This window comes from Shewanella sp. SM101, assembly GCF_025654465.1.
In the GTDB taxonomy this organism is placed as follows: Bacteria; Pseudomonadota; Gammaproteobacteria; order Enterobacterales; family Shewanellaceae; genus Shewanella; species Shewanella oncorhynchi.
This window is the reverse complement of sequence record NZ_JAKKRH010000047.1, coordinates 13,128-33,393: the sequence shown is the minus strand read 5'-3', so window position 1 is coordinate 33,393 and position 20,266 is coordinate 13,128. Positions and strand designations below refer to the sequence as shown.

17 protein-coding genes are annotated in these 20,266 nt (G+C 45.8%); 6 read left to right on the top strand and 11 right to left on the bottom strand.

Annotated features, from left to right (window positions below; all coding sequences use genetic code 11):
• A partial coding sequence (locus tag L5M38_RS19935) for a transposase (RefSeq protein ID WP_263176513.1) occupies window positions 1-230 on the top strand: 230 nt, incomplete at its 5' end.
• A 15-nt stretch (window positions 231-245) separates the two neighbouring features.
• Here L5M38_RS19935 and L5M38_RS19930 read toward each other — a convergent pair.
• Window positions 246-680 carry a response regulator gene (locus tag L5M38_RS19930; RefSeq protein WP_263180117.1) on the bottom strand — a complete coding sequence of 145 codons (435 nt, stop codon included), beginning with the start codon at window positions 678-680 and terminating at the stop codon, window positions 246-248.
• Complete coding sequence (locus tag L5M38_RS19925) at window positions 677-2,830, bottom strand: CHASE domain-containing protein (RefSeq protein ID WP_263180116.1); 2,154 nt, start codon at window positions 2,828-2,830, stop codon at window positions 677-679. The genes L5M38_RS19930 and L5M38_RS19925 overlap by 4 nt, the downstream gene beginning before the upstream one ends.
• Before the next feature lie 324 nt (window positions 2,831-3,154).
• On the opposite strand from L5M38_RS19925, the gene L5M38_RS19920 reads away from it, so the two are divergent.
• Window positions 3,155-3,331 carry a PA3496 family putative envelope integrity protein gene (locus L5M38_RS19920; RefSeq protein ID WP_006079984.1) on the top strand — a complete coding sequence of 59 codons (177 nt, stop codon included), beginning with the start codon at window positions 3,155-3,157 and terminating at the stop codon, window positions 3,329-3,331.
• Window positions 3,332-3,872: 541 nt separating this feature from the next.
• Complete coding sequence (locus tag L5M38_RS19915; protein WP_131523937.1) at window positions 3,873-5,228, top strand: flavohemoglobin expression-modulating QEGLA motif protein; 1,356 nt, start codon at window positions 3,873-3,875, stop codon at window positions 5,226-5,228.
• Between the two features lie 187 nt (window positions 5,229-5,415).
• On the opposite strand, the gene L5M38_RS19910 is transcribed toward L5M38_RS19915, so the two are convergent.
• The 3 genes from L5M38_RS19910 to L5M38_RS19900 form a co-directional block, all read right to left on the bottom strand.
• Window positions 5,416-6,855, bottom strand: coding sequence for an MBL fold metallo-hydrolase RNA specificity domain-containing protein (locus L5M38_RS19910; RefSeq protein WP_263180115.1), 1,440 nt, complete (start codon window positions 6,853-6,855; stop codon window positions 5,416-5,418).
• Between the two features lie 117 nt (window positions 6,856-6,972).
• Window positions 6,973-7,842, bottom strand: a complete 870-nt coding sequence (locus tag L5M38_RS19905) for a DUF2927 domain-containing protein (protein ID WP_028761823.1) — start codon at window positions 7,840-7,842, stop codon at window positions 6,973-6,975.
• A 367-nt stretch (window positions 7,843-8,209) separates the two neighbouring features.
• Window positions 8,210-8,446, bottom strand: a complete 237-nt coding sequence (locus L5M38_RS19900) for a thioredoxin family protein (RefSeq protein ID WP_028761824.1) — start codon at window positions 8,444-8,446, stop codon at window positions 8,210-8,212.
• 559 nt (window positions 8,447-9,005) lie between these two features.
• Between L5M38_RS19900 and L5M38_RS19895 the strand changes: the two genes are divergently transcribed.
• Window positions 9,006-10,643, top strand: a complete 1,638-nt coding sequence (locus tag L5M38_RS19895; protein ID WP_263180113.1) for a lactate permease LctP family transporter — start codon at window positions 9,006-9,008, stop codon at window positions 10,641-10,643.
• Window positions 10,644-11,044: 401 nt separating this feature from the next.
• Here L5M38_RS19895 and L5M38_RS19885 read toward each other — a convergent pair whose 3' ends face one another.
• From L5M38_RS19885 to L5M38_RS19870, 4 genes are all read right to left on the bottom strand, one after another.
• Window positions 11,045-11,371 (bottom strand): putative quinol monooxygenase, encoded by a 327-nt coding sequence (locus L5M38_RS19885; RefSeq protein WP_263169942.1) that lies wholly within the window; start codon window positions 11,369-11,371, stop codon window positions 11,045-11,047.
• Window positions 11,372-11,470: 99 nt separating this feature from the next.
• Window positions 11,471-11,926 carry a GNAT family N-acetyltransferase gene (locus L5M38_RS19880; RefSeq protein ID WP_263163685.1) on the bottom strand — a complete coding sequence of 152 codons (456 nt, stop codon included), beginning with the start codon at window positions 11,924-11,926 and terminating at the stop codon, window positions 11,471-11,473.
• Window positions 11,927-12,088: 162 nt separating this feature from the next.
• Window positions 12,089-13,717: a DHA2 family efflux MFS transporter permease subunit gene (locus L5M38_RS19875; protein ID WP_263180111.1), complete on the bottom strand. Its 1,629-nt coding sequence runs from the start codon at window positions 13,715-13,717 to the stop codon at window positions 12,089-12,091.
• A 1-nt stretch (window position 13,718) separates the two neighbouring features.
• Window positions 13,719-14,777, bottom strand: coding sequence for an HlyD family secretion protein (locus tag L5M38_RS19870; RefSeq protein WP_263180110.1), 1,059 nt, complete (start codon window positions 14,775-14,777; stop codon window positions 13,719-13,721).
• A 95-nt stretch (window positions 14,778-14,872) separates the two neighbouring features.
• Between L5M38_RS19870 and L5M38_RS19865 the strand changes: the two genes are divergently transcribed.
• Entirely contained in the window at window positions 14,873-15,817 is a 945-nt protein-coding gene (locus L5M38_RS19865; protein WP_263180109.1) for a LysR family transcriptional regulator, read from the top strand.
• A gap of 203 nt (window positions 15,818-16,020) precedes the next feature.
• Complete coding sequence (mscL, locus tag L5M38_RS19860) at window positions 16,021-16,431, top strand: large-conductance mechanosensitive channel protein MscL (RefSeq protein WP_105250328.1); 411 nt, start codon at window positions 16,021-16,023, stop codon at window positions 16,429-16,431.
• 76 nt (window positions 16,432-16,507) lie between these two features.
• Here mscL and L5M38_RS19855 read toward each other — a convergent pair whose 3' ends face one another.
• Together L5M38_RS19855 and L5M38_RS19850 are read right to left on the bottom strand one after the other, a co-directional pair.
• Window positions 16,508-16,831 carry an antibiotic biosynthesis monooxygenase family protein gene (locus L5M38_RS19855; RefSeq protein WP_263180108.1) on the bottom strand — a complete coding sequence of 108 codons (324 nt, stop codon included), beginning with the start codon at window positions 16,829-16,831 and terminating at the stop codon, window positions 16,508-16,510.
• Between the two features lie 160 nt (window positions 16,832-16,991).
• Complete coding sequence (locus L5M38_RS19850; RefSeq protein WP_263180107.1) at window positions 16,992-20,237, bottom strand: efflux RND transporter permease subunit; 3,246 nt, start codon at window positions 20,235-20,237, stop codon at window positions 16,992-16,994.
• Window positions 20,238-20,266 lie beyond the last annotated feature (29 nt).

Genomic DNA, 20,266 nt, shown 5'->3' with positions numbered 1-20,266 from the left:
CCGATGACTTTGATAATCTGACGCTTCTCAAGTTGCCACCTTATTCACCGGAGTTGAATCCAATAGAGCAGGTATGGCAATGGCTGCGTCAAAATGTGTTGGCCAATCGTTGTTTTAGTGGTTATGACGATATTGTCGAACAGTGCTCTATCGCATGGAATACCTTCATTGAGAAGAAAGCAAGAGTGATAGAATTGTGTACTAGACCGTGGACAATTTTGACCAGTTAATTAATGTAATTGGTATTATGCGGATGGGAGCTCCACTATTCGCCAGTAATCTTCAAGCATATTAAAAATATTGTTAAAACCATCTTTCATATCAGTTTTAACCATATAACCAGCCACATGATGGCTATAGGCTTTCATCCTATCTTCATCGGTACTCGACGTGGTGAGCATAAAAACGACAGACGAAGAAAGAGAAGGATCTGAACGTATTCGCTCAAGGAACTCAAACCCATTCATTCTTGGCATATTAAGATCCAGCAAAATAAGATACGGACCTTTGATCGTGTCTAAACTCGTTAGAATAGTTAATGCTTCGATCCCATCCCGAGCACGCACTAAGGGATTGAGTAACCTCAATTGTCTCATCGCCCGCTGCACGGCCATGTAATCCACGTCATCGTCATCAACCAATAAAATGGTGACCTGTTGATAGTGATTTGCTGCGCTCATAGAAGCTCCTTTTTCACTATTTGCTTAGGCCAACTAAAGCAAAAACAACAACCTCGGCCCTGCGATTTGAGCTGAATCTCTCCACCTAAACTTTCAACCGTTTTCCTCACAAGTGATAAGCCTAAACCACTGCCTTCAACTTCATCCCTTGGTTTAAGTGTTTGAAACATATCGAAGACTTTTTCATGATATGAGCTTGATATCCCCGGACCATCATCTATCACACTGAATCGATACTGATGATCAACCGCCTCACATAAAACCGTAATCACACCTGTACCTAAGTCATGGTGTTTTATGGCGTTACTGATCAAATTTCGTATAACTAATTCCAACAATGGTCTTACGGTATAAAAATTCGGAAATTCACCTTTTAGTACTAATTCAAATCCCTGTGGCGGCGCGACGAGCGCAAACATGTCTTCAGCCAGTTGCCGACTGTTGACCTCTGTGGTTTCAGTATCGACACGGCCAATACGGGAAAACATCAATAGCCCATCGAGCAGTAACACCATGCGATGAATACGACTTTGGATAAGCCCGAGATATTTCTGCACGTTTTCATTGGCGTTATCGGATAAATCCTCTGCTAACCAAGAAGTTAACTGCTCGATACCCCGTAGTGGGGATTTCAAATCATGGGAGGCGATATAGGCAAAGCGGTCGAGTTCTTGATTAATCCGCTCAAGCTCTTGCATGTGTTCTGCACGCTGAACTTCAATGCGCTTACGTTCAGACACATTGTTAATCGTCGCGAGAATGAAAATGCCATTACTGAAATGAATAGGCGTCAGCCCCACCTCTATCGCGAGTCGACTGCCATCTTTACAACAGCCAAATAAGTCATCCCGCATCGACATATTTTTCGCGATCGGCTGCACTAAGTAATTATTCATGTGCTGCTGGTGCACATCCCTCAGCGCGTCTGGCAATAACATATTGATAGAGCGGCCGAGTAACTCGTCTCTGGCATAACCAAATAAACGTTCCGCATGGGTGTTCACTAACGTAATAATCCCAGCCTTATCGACCATAAACAGTGCGCTTGGAGAGGCTTCAATGACGAGTCTAAAGCGTTTTTCATTCGCGATTAGCTCAGAGGTAAGCAATGACTCTTTATATCGATTACGCGCCATGATTAGCACAGAATAAAACAGCGCCAAAATGAATGCACAACCGATAAATTGCAGCCAGATACCTTGGGTCTCTTCCGATCTTGAGATAAAACGCGATTGTGATGAAATGTCCAAGCGCCACTGCCTACCGCCAATCAAGTCGGTCTGTGACTGATAAAACACATCTTTTTGATTTGGCAGAACTTTACTACTAGTAAACATTAAACTGTCGGCATTTGCCTGCGGGCTTTCATAAATGGCGAGCTTCAAACCTGAGAATCGATCCCCCATAATTCCTTGCATGAGGTCGTCCATCCTAAACGCCGCATACACGAGTCCAATCGCCTGCTGTTTCCGCTCTGCCTCCGTTGCCACAATCCCTTGATAAATTGGCAAATACATCAAAAAACCCGCTTTAGCATCTTCGGGCGTATCTTGCACTAAGGCGACCTTGCCAGAAATAGTTGGCTGACCAGTGCTAATGGCGTGCTCTATGGCTTTGCGCCGATTAGCCTCGGAGCACATGTCATAACCAAAAGCTCTTTGATTGCGCCAATCAAAAGGTTCTAAATACAAGATCACACAATACTGATCACGAACTCCTTCTGGGTACACTTTATAGTCTTTAAAGCCTTCGGCCTGAACTTGTTGGACGTGGGCATCTAATGTGTCAGGCTTAAGTAACTGAGCATAGCCAAAGCCTTGGAAACCCGGGTAATACTCGGATAAATGTGCATTGACAACATAGGTTTGCCATTCCTTGCGGGTTACACTATTGGAGGACAATAACAAGCCGACACCACCGCGTAAGACCTGCTCGTAGGCAAGCATTCTGCGATTCACCGCTTCGGTTAACTCTTGAACACTGTTCTCGAAACGCTCTTCACCACGATCTCTAAGATATTGCTCCAGCACATACCAAGAGATGCCCATAAAAAGTAAAGCAGCGACAATCATCAGCCAGCTAGAACTCAGCACGCTAAAGTAGATACTATTTGATGGGCTATGCGATTTAGAAAACTCATCCTTGTCCATATGAGCCAATTCCCTAGCAAAAGATTAGCAATAAACACAGCTACAAGTGTTGTTGCAATTATGCCTAAATTCAAGTTTATCCTACTATTTAACTCGGAATTAACCCGAATATATCGATGACACTGTTGTGCTCTCAATCACAAAATAAGCAAGAACTAAATTAATCCAATAGGCAATCCCAGTCTTGGCTTGACGCTAAACCGCAGCGGGCACAATTATCCGGCACACGGGAAGAATTTTTCACCCTGACTCACAAAATTATTTGCTTTTCTACCATACTCTTTTTAGTTAGAAAGTCGTTAGGAACAACAAGAGGAATTCGTTATGGCTCATATTACTGAAGTCGTGCCCAACGATACTGAACTTGAGGCAATGACCACACCAAGAAACAGCAAAGCCGCCGAGGCAATGCAGCATAGACGCGAAGTCAAAAAGCGTTTAGAAGACTACCTCGAGCGGGCGGAGTTAAAACGTGCATTAGGAGATGACGATTTTTTCTAGCCAATTCTATCTCGCTATCTCGTGGTCAAAATGATGGGATGATGATCTCAGTCGGTGATCATTTGTTTCGAACTCACTGAGTTTTGGCCCACTAAAATCGAATATCTCACCCAGCCAATAATGCTGGGTGTGACTCTGCTTTAGCTCACTAACCTCCAGATTTAATATCGCGTCATCACGGTCATTTTTACCACTCTTGTCGGCTTGAGTTTTGATTAATAAGCATTCAGCCTGAACACACTCAAATAACTCATCGCTGTCATGCTTTGCTCCAATCAATCTATTTCTATATCAAGAACAAAGCAGCTTTAATGTCATATCAATAAAATATTATTAAACAGATGGTTACTTTTTTATGTCCCATAGACATAGCGCTAGAATTGTAACAAGTGCACCAAAATGATTCACAAAATCGATAACAGCTAATTTATTTAATCGGTATATTTTCTCAGCTAGCCTGCGAATCAATATGAATAAATGAGGTTTAAGGCTATGATTAGCCACATCTCTCTCGCTGAAATTACCTGCAGGATATACGGGAATGTCTGAGTCGTTAGCCCAATATCAACAAGATCTACGCCGTTTTTCCGATGAATTAATTCGCATTCAAACGCCAATAAAAATCTTAGATGCCATTAAATGGCCGCGGGAAATGGAGGAACGTTTTCTCTCCAATAAGGGCACGGTACTTCCGGCTATTAAGCAAGAGTTCTATCAAAACATTGCTTTACCTTTTGATCCTGTTAAAACCCAAGCTGAGCTAGCCTCCCTAAAGCAGGACATCCATAGACGTTTGGGTAAACGAGACAAACTCGGCAAAATATTAGTGGCAAACGTCGATCAGTATCGCCTTGTCATCGATATGTTGGGGAACAGAGGTACGCCAACCTTTGGTAAGCTCAGCCAAGAATTGTACGGCAGTGCTAGCCATAAACTGCATGGCGATCGCCATACCTTGCGCCAGTTAGGCGATAAACTCAGCTACATTTTCTCGCTGCCCGCGGCGAGGCACATGAATAAACACCACCCTAAAATTATTAGCGCGCCAGAAGCGGTTAACGTGCTCAGCCAACGTTTAGAAAAGTACTTCCATAGCGATGATATGCGTGTACGCCTTAGTGACGGTATCGTCTCTGACGCTGCAGTCGGTGGCGACACTGTTAAGCTCAATAGCAAAGCAATGTTCAGCGAATCGGATCTTAATGTATATGAAGTTCACGAAGGTTGGGTGCATGTCGGCACAACGCTAAACGGCCGAGCTCAACCCCACGCCACTTGGCTCAGTGTCGGTTCTCCGCGCGTAGCAGCAACCCAAGAAGGTCTAGCCGTTTTACTGGAAATGCTGACGCTAAGCTCAAATCCAGGACGGGCTCGGCGAATTAGTGACCGTGTTGCCGCGGTCGATATGGCTGAAAATGGTGCTGACTTTATAGAGGTATTTAATTATTTCAGAGGATTGAATCTAAGTGCGACAGACAGCTACCGTGTCACCCAAAGGGTTTTCCGTGGGGGCATGGTGGAAGGCGGCAGTTTCTTCACTAAGGATATTTCCTATGTGCGTGGTTATGTGGAAAACATTAACTTTATCCGCAGCGCCATCACCTCAGGCCTTCCTGAACTCATCCCTATGCTATTCCTCGGTAAATTGGCGATTGAAGATATCCCCGTGTTATACCAAGCTTGCCAAGAGGGCATTCTGACTACGCCTAAATATCTACCGCCCATGTTTGATAACTTTAGTGGCCTTTATGCTTGGTTTGGTTTTGCATCAGGTTTAGCAGGAATCGATTTGAAAGGTGTACAGCGCCATTTCACTCGCTTATTTAAAGACGTACCGAATGTCGTCCCAGCCTTTGAGTTACTCGATGATACTGAATTTGACAACAACTCGGACTAATACAGTAACCTGATTGATTTAAAATAAAAAAGCTCACAACTATGTGAGCTTTTTATAAAACTAAACACTAATCTTCGATAGAAAAACCTTCACCATTACATTCAAAATACAACTCACAGGCAGGATAACTCGCTTTGCCACACGTGTAGAAAATAATGGCATTTCCACCCATGTACTTTCAACTCTTTTAAGGCTTCCACACTAACTGCGGCAGTGCATTTAAATCCAATCGATCACCCTGGGTCGCAATTGCTATAGCCTTTGGTTTAGTCTGAGGATCTTGGTTAATCACATCGACTAATCCATGCTGCGCCTCGGGTTCTCCATGGACTAAAATTAACGGCGGCTGGCCTTCAAAATGGTGATACCAACGTAATAACTCTGCTTGATCCGCATGGGCTGAAAGTCCACCCACTGTGTGTAACTTAGCCGCTACTTTAATGCTGTTACCATGAATAGACAGTTCCTCAGCGCCATCGACGATGGCGCGCCCCGGTGTTCCAAGCGCTTGATAACCACAAATAATCACATCACATTCTGGGCGCCATAGATTATGCTCTAAGTGGCTACGAATACGTCCACCGTTACACATGCCGCTCCCTGCGATAATGATCAATCCCTTATGCACGTCGTTCAGCGCTATCGACTCTTCGGTCGTTTGGATAAATTCGACATTCGACAACAGCGGATGCTGCCCAGGATGTTGGCGGGTAAAGCGTTTAAAGTCCTCATCCATCAGCGGATAATTATTAACGTAAACGCGGGTCGCCTCAATTGCCATCGGACTATCTAGGCAGATTTTCCAACGGCCGAGATCCCATTCTTTAGCATATAAATGAAATAGATATAATAACTCCTGTGCTCGTCCAACCGAAAAAGCAGGGAGCAATATATTGCCTTGGCTCTCGTTGACTGTCTTAGCAAAAATGGCTTTCAATTCAGCTAAGGTATCCGTCCAACTGCGGTGAAAACGATTGCCATAGGTGCTTTCCATTAAGACTAAATCTGCCGTATCCACTAAGGTAGGATTACGTAAAATCGGCATACCTGCACGGCCAAGATCGCCACTGAAGACGATTTTCTTCTGTGATTTACCCTCACCTAACCACAACTCGACTAAGGCGGAGCCTAAAATATGCCCTGCATCTGAGAGGCAAATATCCACATGGGGAATAACCCTAGTCACTTGACCATATTCCAATGGTACAAATTGGGTTATCGCGAGTTCAGCATCTTCAACGGTGAATAGCGGTTCTAGGGGTTCAAGATCATGTTTAGCACGCTTTTTATTGACTCTTTCGGTATCGCGGGTCTGCAGCATAGCCGCATCTTTGAGCATGATGGCGCACAGCTCTGCCGTAGCTTTATGGGTGTAGATAGGCCCATCAAAACCCGCTTTGACTAAGAGTGGTAATCGCCCAGAATGATCGATATGGGCATGGCTAAGCACGACAGCAGAAATAGACTCAGGATCAAATGCGAAGGGATCATGATTACGCAACTCATCAGATTTACCGCCTTGGATCAAACCACAGTCGAGCAATAAGTGTTCATGATCAACCGAGAGTAAATGACACGAACCCGTCACTTCCTCTGTCGCCCCTAAAAACTGCAATGTCATTCGCATGGTGTCCCTCCAAGGTGTTTATCTCATATAAAGATAGACTATGCCCTTATTCCTAAAACAAAAAGGATTAATTAGTCACGTGCGAGCAATGTCAACTTTAGCTGTAATGCTTAGTCATCAATAACCTAACAATGGGTACAACTGACCTTGACGTACCGTTTTGCCAGCGTTAGCAATAGTGCCATCGCGCAGCCATTGTTCGAGCAAGATCTGCAAAGGCTGTTTGACCTCGGCGGCCGTCATTCCAGCGCTAATACTTGGGCTATAGAGTAATTTAAGCAAAATGAAATCGAGCCCAGTGAGTAAGTCCTGCGGGGTTTTGTCGTTAAAGATGGAGGGAAATACTTTCTCTGAATCATTGGGTAAACCAAGCACTTGGGTTATCTCTTCCACTACGCAAGCCACTAACTTACCGTGCATTTTGGCTTGATCTACAGGAATAATAATCCAAGCACGTTCAATCTCTTGCCGTGAATTGAGAGCAAATTTTGCCATACACACAGAGCCATGGACATTTTTCGCCGAGCTCGGTCCCATTAAGCGCATCACCTCACTTGCCCATAGGGATTGACGGGTAAAAACTAAGTGCAGATTCGCCTCAGAGAGCGTATCTACCCGTTGAATATCGAGGCCGGTGATCTGGCCTAAGTGTGTTAAGTGCATCAACACTAATTGAGTGTGCAGCGCCTTATCACCCACTTGATGCTCAATAAACACTCGTACCGGTATGCGCCACTTACGCACGCTATGTTTAGCAAGGTCATACTCATTTTGTAGGGCGACTTCACTAAATGCTTGGGTGATATAAGCGGAGTTTTTCCAATCCGTAGCGGGCGTTAATACTTGGGTTAATCCGGGAGATGTTTGAGCAGCAAACAAAGGCAAAGCGAATAAACTTAGCGTTAGAAAAAGCCCTAAACGAAACAGACGTGCAGTAAAAAATAACCAACTGTAGAAACGTGTTAATACCCTAAGCCACTTTTGCATTGGCACTCATCCCGCAACTTGACGAGGTCACTGAATCAAAATCATAGCAGTGATACTGATAAAAGAAGTCGAAATCTGCAAACAACCTCATACAACATAGACTCAATAAACTCGCCCAGATAATGCAATGCCGACTAAACCGTTGCCAATAAAACCCCATAATAAAATTACTACACAAAGCATCAATACATTGTTTTTAAAAACATTATATTTAATATCATTAATCGTATACTGATGATATTACAACACCATTGCCAAGGATTCAGGATGACAATGGTGTGCATTTTTAGCTTAAGCGCTTTCTAACGAGCATAATCCGTGCAACTATTCAGCGAGCTCACTAATATGAGCCGGTATTTACAACAGCTTAGTCCCTTAACCACCCCTCAACTTCATCGCGCGTCGGTACTGAGCCGCTATGTATGAGCTCACCATCGATCACTACCGCTGGGGTTTTCATCACTTTAAATTTCAATAGGCTTTGAGGATCTGTGTCCTTTTTTACAATCACATCCACACCCATTTCTTCTGATATGTCCGCAATCATCTCAGCGGTTTTGCTACATTTAGCGCAACCACTGCCTAATACTTTGACTTGTTTCATGTTACTTCCTCAACGAACTGTGCTGCAAAATTAAAAAATTCAACCTACTGTCATACTCGCAGCCACATATAGCAAGGTAAATTTCCAGCCATGCAAACTCATAGACAAGAGTATGGCAACATCTATAGCTCAATTCAGGCCACAATAAGATAACTGCATTATTAGTTGCATTGATTGCTATTAATTTCTATATCTAAAGATAAAAAATATTTATAAACCATCTGTTATAAACACTACAAAAAACTAAACCAGTACAGCCTAGTTTTTCATAAATCACAATACTCTAGTTAAGTTCACGACTCACAAAAAATAATCTTGATAACACAACAAATATTAATATAGCCTAAATTAGATGCTTGGTGAATACAGCTAAAACAGGCAATATTTTACTTGATTATTATTTAGATATTTCCCCGTCATCATTTATCCACACATCTCGTGACCCATATCACTTATTGCAACATTTAAGATTGATCCTACATCACTAAACACTAGTATCTGCTATGTTGCGGCTGCGACACGATTTATCAACATATTATAACAATACGGAAACCTCCCTATGACCTGGACCCAAACATACACGCCACTCGGTAGCTTGTGGCTAACCGCAATGGTTGCTTTACTGCCTATTGTGTTTTTCTTCCTAGCCTTAACTGTGTTAAAACTTAAAGGCTATATCGCTGGGGCATTAACCTTATTAATTGCCTTAGCAGTCGCGATACTCGCCTACAAAATGCCTATTAGTATCGCGCTTGCTTCTGCTATATATGGTTTTAGTTATGGGTTATGGCCAATTGCTTGGATTATTATTACCGCAGTATTTTTATATAAAATCACCGTTAAAACAGGTCAATTTGAGGTTATTCGCTCGTCAGTCATCTCAGTCACGGAAGATCAACGATTACAAATGCTATTGGTTGGCTTTTCATTTGGAGCCTTCCTCGAAGGTGCTGCTGGATTTGGTGCACCTGTTGCTATTACAGCTGCGTTACTTGTCGGGCTTGGATTCAATCCATTGTATGCAGCAGGACTTTGTTTAATCGCAAACACGGCACCCGTCGCCTTTGGAGCTATGGGTATCCCAATTATCGTAGCAGGTCAGGTTTCATCACTAGACCCATTCCATATTGGACAACTCGCTGGCCGTCAGTTGCCAATTTTATCGATTATTGTCCCCTTCTGGCTCATCGCAATGATGGATGGCATCAGGGGAATACGTCAAACTTGGCCCGCAACATTAGTAGCAGGCGTTTCATTTTCGATCACCCAATTTTTAACCTCAAACTTTATCGGCCCCGAATTACCCGATATTACTTCGGCGTTAGTCAGTCTAATTTGTTTAACGTTATTTTTAAAAGTCTGGCAACCAAAAGAAATATTCACTTTCTCAGGCATGAAACAAAGAGTTACTACCCCTAAATCTACTTTTTCTAATAGCCAGATATTTAAAGCATGGTCTCCCTTTATTATTCTCACAGCGATTGTAACCCTGTGGAGTCTTAAAGATGTACAACTGGCATTAAGTTTTGCCACTATCAGTATTGAAGTACCTTACTTACATAATCTCGTTATCAAAAGTGCACCTATTGTCGCTAAGGAAACCCCTTATGCAGCAATATATAAACTTAATTTATTAGGCGCTGTTGGAACAGCAATTTTAATCGCAGCAATGATCTCAATTGTGGTCCTTAAAATGTCAGTAAGTAATGCACTGACATCCTTTAAAGACACTTTAATTGAATTAAAATTCCCGATATTGTCAATTGGATTAGTATTAGCATTTGCCTTTGTCGCAAACTATTCAGGTCTATCTTCAACCTTAGCACTCGTGCTCGCAGGCACTGGCGTAGCATTCCCCTTCTTTTCGCCATTCTTAGGTTGGTTAGGTGTGTTTTTAACAGGTTCAGACACCTCATCAAATGCCCTATTTGGCGCGCTGCAAGCCAATACAGCAAACCAAATAGGTGTAACACCGGAGTTATTAGTCGCCGCAAACACTACGGGAGGAGTAACGGGCAAAATGATTTCGCCACAATCTATTGCCGTTGCTTGCGCTGCAACGGGATTGGCGGGTAAAGAATCAGATCTTTTCCGCTTTACGCTAAAGCACAGTCTATTTTTCTGTACTTTCATTGGCGTGATCACAGTACTCCAAGCATACGTAGTCCCTTGGACATTAGTGTTTTTCACTAAATAAAGCGATATCTAAGATATATTAAAAGCCGAGTGATAAACCACTCGGCTTTTTAGATTGGAATGGATATAAAACTCACTCTGCGATGAAATTCGAATGGGTTCAATTAAGCAAAGTAGCAAGGCAGCTTTATTAATCCCAGTGAAGTCATACAATCAAAGTCTAGGTTGTCATTCTTGTCGTAGATAACTACTCGGTACATTGATGACAAATGCAACTTAAGCCAGCAACTTTGCCTTATCCTTACCTAATACGCCTTTTAGCACTAAAGAGTTAAAGTGCAATGGTTCCAGCTGCGGCCATTAGTCACTTGCAGTATCAATGAGATCCATTCGGATAGAGATCTAAATACTGGCTCGATAGCATTAATCAACACTGCAAGCTCCTAATCGTTTATCTCATGGCTAAACAATCACTTGATGATAGGTTTCCACATGGTATGACTCGACTAATTCGGGCATCACTTGGTGGAAATAGTGTTGAATTGCATCTTTAGCGCAGTGCTCATCAAAGGCGGCAATATCGACAAACTTTTCTACAAACGTCACGCGGCGTGGTTCATCACGGCACACATTGAGTTCGTAACGAATACAACCCGCTTCGCGGCGCGTATCAGGAATAAGGCTCGCGAGCGCAGCTATTAGTGCTTCGGTTTTGCCCTCTTTAGCCAGAAAACTCGCCACGCAGGCAATTTGCTGTTGATTGATTCTATAGTCCGTTGAAGTCGACATCTCAGTTCCTTATTGGCTTAATGTTGAATGTTTATATGCCAAGCTTTTGTTGATCGCTTATGTTGATAATTGATGTAGATAACTCATATTGATAGCCGCTTATGCTGATTGATAGCGCATATCCAAATGGGGAATACCATCTTCTAAGTACATCTCAGAGCAGGCGACAAAGCCGAGTTTTTGATAGAAAGCTTTGAGGTAATCTTGGGCGCCAATTTGGATCCCCGCATCGGGCCAAGTCGTCAGTGCTGATTCAATGGCGTGCTGCATTAAAGGCATGGCTAGCCCTTTGCCTCGACCCGCTGGCGATACCACCACACGGCCGATACTCGCCTCTAGATAACTCAACCCCGGCGGCAAAATACGCGCGTAGGCAAGCAGTTCCCCGTCTGGCGATAAACCGATCAAATGCTGGGTTTCTGGATGCCTATCCTTATCGTCAAGCTCTGGATACGCACAGGCCTGCTCTACCACAAACACATCGACTCTTAGCTTCAATATGTCATATAGCCTATTGGCATTTAATTGATTAAATGTAAGATTTTGCCACTGCAAACGATATCCCTCTGCAAATCATCGAAAAAGAACTTTGAGTCTACCACAGCATAAAGACCATAAAAAAGCGCCTTAATCCGCGAGGACTAAGGCGCAAAGCTGTTGCGCAAACCAATAGATCTGGGGAAATCTATGGCGACAACAGGATAACGAAAAACGTTATTACTCGACCATGGCATCGTGGGCCACAGGCCCTGTCGGTTTACGGATCAGCAGCACAGCGAATACGGCGATGAGTAGCAGAGCGCCCATGATGTAAAACACATCGTTATAGGCCTGAATATAAGCTTGCTGACTCATGGTTTTGCCAAGTAAAACTTTCGCCTGCGCGGCCGCGGTATAGGGATCTGAACCTCCTGCCTGCAACAGACTTGTGCTTTGGGTTAAATAATCCTGTGCTTGCGTGCTCACTGCGGGTAAAGATTCCTTAATATGAGCCAAATGCCCGCGCGACAAAGTATCAGTCAGGGTCGCCACCAGCGCGATACCAAAAGCACCACCTAAATTACGCATCACGTTTAATACCGTCGATGCCGAGGCATTTTCATGAGGTTTTAAATGCATGGTCGCAAGCATTCCAATTGGCACCAGAATAAAAGGCTGACCTAATGCCCGCACCACTTGCGAGGCGATCATCTGCGGTCCGGCATAATCTGCGGTCATCTGGCTATTCATGTAATAGCTAATGGCGAACATTAAAAAGCCAAAAGCAGCGAGATAACGACTATCGAAGCGCTCCATCAATTTCGGCACTAAGGGCAAGACCAATAGCTGCGGAAATCCCATCCACATAATCACGCCACCAATCTCTAACGGTGTGTAATCATGGACTTGTGATAGATAAAGTGGGATCAAATAAATAGCGCCGAATAATGCCATGCCCAGTAAAAAGTACGCCACAGTAGAGAGCACAAAATCACGCTTACCGAGCAGGCGCAAATTCACTAACGGCTCTTTACGCCTTAGCTGGATCCAAACAAACAACACCAGATTCACGACGGCAATAATGGCCAGATTACGAATGAGTTCTGAACCAAACCAGTCCTTGCGGTTACCTTCTTCGAGCACCACTTCAAGGCAACCCATCCCCAGCGCCATAGTGACTATGCCCGCCAGATCGACATTCTTCAGCTTATCCCAAACGACCGACTGCTTCTCTAAACCGTAGGCCAACATGGCCATCACCAACAAACCCGGTGGCACATTGATATAAAACAGATAATGCCAGCTAAATTGCTCGGTCAACCAACCGCCTAAGGTCGGGCCGATTGAAGGCGCAAAAGTCGCCGTCACGCCAAATAACGCCATGCCGACGGCACGTTTGTTATCGGGTAAAAACTCAAGAATAAGCCTAAAGGCCAGCGGAATTAGTGCGCCACCAAAGAAACCCTGTAGCGCCCGAAAGGCGATCATGGCCTCTAAGTTCCACGCGATTGAGCAAAGCACAGAAGCAAAGATAAAAGCAGCCGTGGTCCATAACAGATAACGCCTGACCGACAATCCCGTGCTGAGCCAGCCAGAGAGCGGGATCGCGATCATCTCAGCAACCAGATACGCAGTTGAAATCCAGCTGCCTTCTTCGAGCGTTGCCCCAAGACTGCCTTGAATCTCCTTCATCGATGCATTAGTGATTTGAATATCGAGGATCGCCATGAAGGCACCGATCAAACCACCAAATACCGCAATCCATGAACGGCGACTGCCACGCTCATAATCAGTAGGCTTTCTAGGTACACTGATGCCCTGCGCCTCCATATCGGCAGACGCAGTGATAGAGCCAGTTGCGCTCATACTAACGACCTGTATTTGCAGCGATTGCCGATATTGCAGTACCCGACGCCGTATCCACTTTCACGACCGCACTTAAGCCCGGTAGCATGTGTGCTTCTTCCTCAGACAAATCTAAGCGAATACGCACGGGAATACGCTGCACGATTTTAGTGAAATTACCTGTAGCGTTTTCCGCTGGCAGTAGACTGAATTTGGCTCCGGACGCCGGTGACAGACTATCGATAACACCTATAAAGGTTTTGTCGGGAAACGCATCGAGACTGACCTGCACCGACTGTCCTGGTTGCATGTGTTGGATCTGGGTCTCTTTAAAGTTCGCCGTGATCCACACTGCCCCATCCGGAACCAAACTGTAGAGTGCTTGGCCGGGTTGCACATACTGCCCCACCATAGCGCCACGTTTACCAATCACCCCAGAAAAAGGTGCGGTCACACGGGTATCATTTAATTGAATTTTCGCCAGTTCTAAAGTCGCATCGGCCTGCTCTACTACTGAACCCGCCTGATCTAGTTGGGCATTAAAAACCGCTAACTCCCGTTGCTTTGCCACTAACACGGCTTGAGCTTCATCGAGGCGGGCGGCGGCAGAATCAAATCCGGCCTGTAGTTGGTCGACATCATCTTGGGAGCTGTAATTACTGACTTTAAGCTTTTTTGAACGGCTCAATTGTTGTTGTGCCCGTATTTTATCGGCCTTTGCCGCCACCACGCCTGCGTTGGCTTGAGTGATTAAAGCCCGTTGCAACTCCACCTTTGCGGCTAAGGTTTGCAAGTCCGCCTTCGCACTCGCCTGTGAGGCTTCGGCTTGACTCACTTTGGCACTAAACTGGTTATCTTCTAGCTGAGCTAATAACTCACCCTTTTGCACATGCTGGTTATCGGTTACATCGCTTAACACAACGTAGCCGGGTACTTTCACGCTGATATGGGAAATATCGGCCTCAACATAAGCGTTATCCGTGGTTTCGATAAAACGTACCTGTGTCCACCAGTAATAACCGCCCCCTGCAACTGCAGTGAGTAACAGTGGAACGGCGATAATGAGTTTACTTTTGGACATGAATGACTCCTTGATTAGTGATATCTAGTGTACTACTGTCTCACTAAGTTTATTAGTCAGTAAAAAAATCAACCCACTGTTTCACAGGTGTAACAATGATGGATCTCAATCGCGTGCAAATTTTCGCTCAAGTGGTCGAGCAAGGTAGCTTTACTGGCGCAGCTAAAGCCCTTGGGCTCACTAAGGCAACCGTCAGTCGTAAGATAGCCGAACTCGAAGCCGATACCGGCACACAACTGCTATTTCGCACCACCAGAGCCCTAAAACTCACCGAAGCAGGATCGAGTTATTACAATAAGATCAATAAGATCCTCACCGATCTGCAGAGCGCCGAAAATCAGCTTAGCGCCCACCAGCAATTGATTAAAGGCAATCTCAAAATCGTTTGCCCGATTGAATTAGGCCAATTGTTTTTAGGGCCAATTTTCGCGCAGTTTTTAACGCTTTATCCCGAAATCACCATAGAGGCTGAACTCACCAATCGAAAGGTTGATGTGATAGAAGAAGGCATAGATCTGTTATTTCAAATTGCCGATTCTGGCGACACTCGCTTGCAAAGCTATGCCTTAGTCAACGCCCATAAATCGCTTATGGCAAGCCCAGCTTATTTAGCTGCCCATGGAACGCCCAAGGTGCCACAGGACTTAGCCAAACATAAAGCGATTCGCTTGCAGTCGGCGCATATTGAAGGTGCGTGGAAATTATTCGATGGTAAAACTTGGATTGTCGCCGAGCCCAAGACTCAACTGACGGTAAACAATGTCACCCTCGCTCGCGAGGCCGCCATTGCGGGGCTTGGGATCACAGCGGTGCCGTCCATCATAGCCCAAGTCGCATTAGAAAAGGGCGATTTAATCCCGCTACTAGATGACTATCCAATGGTGCAAACTAAGGTAGTGCTTAGCTATCCACAGCGGGCGTATCTACCGCGAAAATACCGCGTCTTTATCGAATTCATCTATAGCTCCCTATTTAAACGTTGGGGATCGCAAGTCTTAGAAGTCCCTGATTTTATCGGCCATGCCGATCTAGATGAATAAATCGAATACCCCAAACAGTAACAATTGTTACTTTGTAAAGTGTAAATCATTGCCTTGAGGATAAATCCTCTATGTCAGAATTGCCTTAATCCATAAGCCCCTATAAGCTTGGCAAGGTAACAGGCTGCAAAAGACCTTAGGTTTTCCTGATACAGTTTGCACAATAAAATTTAACATTTAATCTCAATTTTGGAGGAAACCTAATGAGCTTAATTAAAGAGTTCAAGGCTTTTGCGTCCCGTGGCAATGTGATCGACATGGCCGTTGGTATCATCATAGGTGCCGCATTCGGCAAAATCGTCTCGTCCTTCGTGGCCGATGTCATCATGCCACCAATTGGCATCATCCTAGGTGGTGTGAATTTTAGTGATTTGAGCATAGTGCTACAGGCAGCTCAAGGCGATGCGCCTTCTGTGGTCATTGCCTATGGCAAATTCATTCAAACTATTATCGACTTTACGATTATCGCCTTCGCCATTTTTATGGGTTTAAAAGCCATTAACACCCTAAAACGCAAGGAAGAAGATGCGCCTAAAGCGCCACCAGCACCGACCAAAGAAGAAGAGTTGCTGTCTGAAATCCGCGATCTATTGAAAGCTCAACAAGAAAAATAATCTCAAACTTAAGTGTCACGCATAAAAAACCCATCTCTAGAGATGGGTTTTGTTTTTACATCAGCGAGATAAGTGATTACTCAGCTTCAACATGCACAGTTTCACTGTAATCTTGCACTACTTCTGCCACCCGAATGCGATAAGAGTTAAACAAACAAGGCACTATACCCGTTTGCTCGGCAATACTGTGGGCCATCTGATTACGCCATTGGGTAATAGAGGCTTGGTCCTCCCAAAACGACAGGCTTAGTACTTTGCCATCGTCGGTTAAGCTCTGAAAACGTTCGATCGAAATCAATCCCTTGCGGCCTTCTAAATATTGGCGCATTTCAGCCGCCACGTGCAGATACTCTTCCTTCCCTTCCTTTGTCGGGATGACTTCAAGAATTACCGCAATCATAATGTTCTCCAGAAATGAATGTCCTTAATGTCGACTCTAAGACTAGCCCATCTATCACTCTTTAGCTCACTGATTTTTAGAGTTTTAGTCAATGTGATAACCCTGTCTACAACGAAGGCAATAACCCGAAACATAATAAGTTATTGCCCACGATGACGGCTTACTTGTGGCTAATCTGTAGCGAATCAAGCTCATCAATGCACTTATCGCCGCGATATAGCCAGCGATACAAGGTCGGCAAGACGAGTAAGGTCAGCGCCGTCGAGCTAAACAAGCCACCGATAATCACCACTGCCAAGGGCTTTTGGATCTCACTGCCGACGCCAGATGATAATAAAATCGGGATCAAGCCTAAGGCCGAGGTCAGTGCCGTCATCAATACCGGCCGTAAACGCCCAACCGTGCCCTCATAAACACAATCATAGAGTGCTTCGCCGCTTTGCCTGCGCTGATTAATCGAATCCACCAGCACCACACCGTTGAGCACGGCCACCCCAAATAGAGTGATAAAGCCAATAGAGCTAGGCACTGATAAATAAGTACCACTGACATACAGGGCCACTATGCCGCCAATTAAAGCTAAGGGCACGTTCGCCATGATGAGCAACACTTGCTTGAATGAACCAAAGGAGAAGTACAACAACAAGGCAATCAAAGCGATAGAAATAGGCACCACTAGCATCAACTTTTGCTGCGCTCGCTGCTGATTTTCATACTGGCCGCCAATGATCACTGTATATCCCGCTGGCAAATCCGCCTTTGGCACTAGGGCATAAATATCTTTTACAACCGAGCCCATATCGCGTCCCGCCACGTTGGCCTGCACCACAACACGCCGCTGCACATCGTCACGGCGAATATTCGGCGGCGCCATTTCCACTTCGACGCTGGCGACTTCCCCTAAGCGCACTGTGGCGCCATTTGTGCCACTGAGTAATAAGTCTTTAATCGCATCAGGGCTTTGGCGAAACTCGGCCGCGAGTCGCACATTGATGTCGTATCTGGCATTGCCATCGATCACTTGCCCTGCACTCGCGCCGCCAATGCCTTGGCTGACGAGGCTCATCACTTGATCGACACTGATGCCGTAACGCGCCAATAGCTCGCGTTTGGGCCGCACGACTAATTGCGCCTCGCCGCTCACTTGCTCAAGCGACACATCCACGGCACCGGGGATTTTCGCAACGAGATCAGTAAGTGCTTGGCCTTTCTGTGACAATACCGCTAAATCAGGGCCGAAGATTTTAATCGCTAGCTGGGCTTTTACCCCCGAAAGTAATTCATCTACCCGAGTCGCAATCGGCTGCGAAAAGGTCAACAAGAGTCCGGGGAACACGCTGAGTTTTTCCTCCATCAAGCGTTGCAGTTCCAAGCGCGAGCTTGCCGACTGCCACTCTGCTATCGGTTTCAAGCCAATATAGACTTCAATATTACTCACAGGCTCAGGATCGCCGCCCAGTTCAGGCGCACCAATGCGGCTCAGGGCATATTCCACCTCGGGAAATGCTAGCAAAATAGCCTCAAGCTTAGGTGCGACTTGGAGCGAAGTCCCTAAACTCGCCGTTGGTGCCAGCGTCACCCTCAAGTTAATCGTGCCTTCCTCCAGTTCAGGCACAAATTCGGTACCCAGCCTTGGTAGCAATAATAGACTCAAGCCGAACATCACCAAGGCGCTGAGCATCACCACCTTTGGCCTAGCAAGCGTTGCCGTGAGTAGCTTGCGATAAGCGGCATCCAGCGGTGCTAAAACCACACTTTGTTTGAGCACCACACCGCGCTTAAAAAGATACACTGCAAGGGCTGGCACGGCAATCAGCGCCACCAGCAAGGCCGACATCATTGCCAAAATAATACTGACCGCCATCGGCTGGAACAGCTTGCCTTCAACCCCTTCAAGGGCAAATAATGGCGCAAATACGACGATAATAATGGCGGTGGCGAAGAAGATTGGACTACATACCTCTTTCGCCGCGAGCATTATCCGAATAACCATATTCGATTCGCTGACATCACCACAGGCTTTAGCACCATCCTCCTCACTGTGATAGGGATCATCCTCACCATCGGCACGCGCCCTCGCCTCGGATAAATGGCGGCGATCAGGTTGAGTTAAGTGTTTGAAAATATTCTCTACCATCACCACAGAGCCATCGACTAACATACCAATCGCCACAGCTAAGCCGCCGAGCGACATCAGGTTTGCCGACAAACCATAATAGGACATCACCATAAGTGCGAGCCCGATAGACACTGGAATCGACAGCAACACCAACAAGGTCGCGCGGATATTGACGAGGAACAACGCCAAGATCACCACGATAAACACAAAGGCCATTAGCAGCGCATCGCGCACTGTGGTCACAGCCTTATCGACCAGATCCGCTTGGTCGTAAAACACCTCAAAGGACACACCATCGGGCAAGGCCTGCTCAATAAGGCTCACCCGTGCACCAATATCGTCAATCGTCGCCTTAGTGTTTGCCCCCATGCGTTTGAGCACGACACCAGCCACCACTTCGCCGAGGTTTTGTACGTTGCCAGCCTCATCGCGGCGCGTCATAGTCACAGCGCCGACACGGATTTCACTGCCGAAATCCACCTGAGCGATATCGCCCACCCGCACGGGCGTGCCTTTATCCTCCGTAAGCGGGATCTGCGCGATCGCCGCCAATCCCGCGTCTCCTGAGGGCAACATGCCATAGCCGCGCACCACAAGTTGCTCTTGGCCTTGGTCCATAAACCAACCGCCAGCGTTGCGGTTATTGCTCTCTAGCGCTTCGGTCACCTGCGCCATAGACAAGCCATAGGCACGCAGTTTATTCGGGTCGACCTGCACTTGGTATTGGCGCACATCGCCACCAAAAGACAAGACTTCAGTCACGCCGCCCACGGGCATCAATATCAACTTCACCAGATAATCATTTAAGCTACGCAGCTCGGCGGCATTAATGCCAGAGTTAGGTTCTGCGCGCAGAATATACTGATAAATCTGCCCTAATCCCGAGGTATTCGGGCCGATTTCAGGCACTCCGACGCCGCTTGGGATCATCTCCCGCGCCGCCTGCAACTGTTCAAACACTTGCTGACGGGCGAAGTAAATATCCGTCCCCTCGGCAAATACCACAGTCACAATCGACAAGCCAGTGCGCGATAACGAGCGCACCTCAGTCACGGCTGGCAAGGCGTACATGGCCGATTCCACCGGATAACTGATAAGTTTTTCCACCTCTTCTGCAGCTAAGCCTTCGGCCGCTGTATTGATGGTCACTTGCACGTTAGTCACATCAGGAAAGGCATCGAGATTCAACTTAGGTAACATGGCCACACAGCCCACAATCACGGCGAGCAGAGCCAATACCACTAACAGCCGATTTTTAATCGCGGCTTCGATTAACTTTTGCAACATAGAAAATCTCCAAAATAAGGGCGCTCATA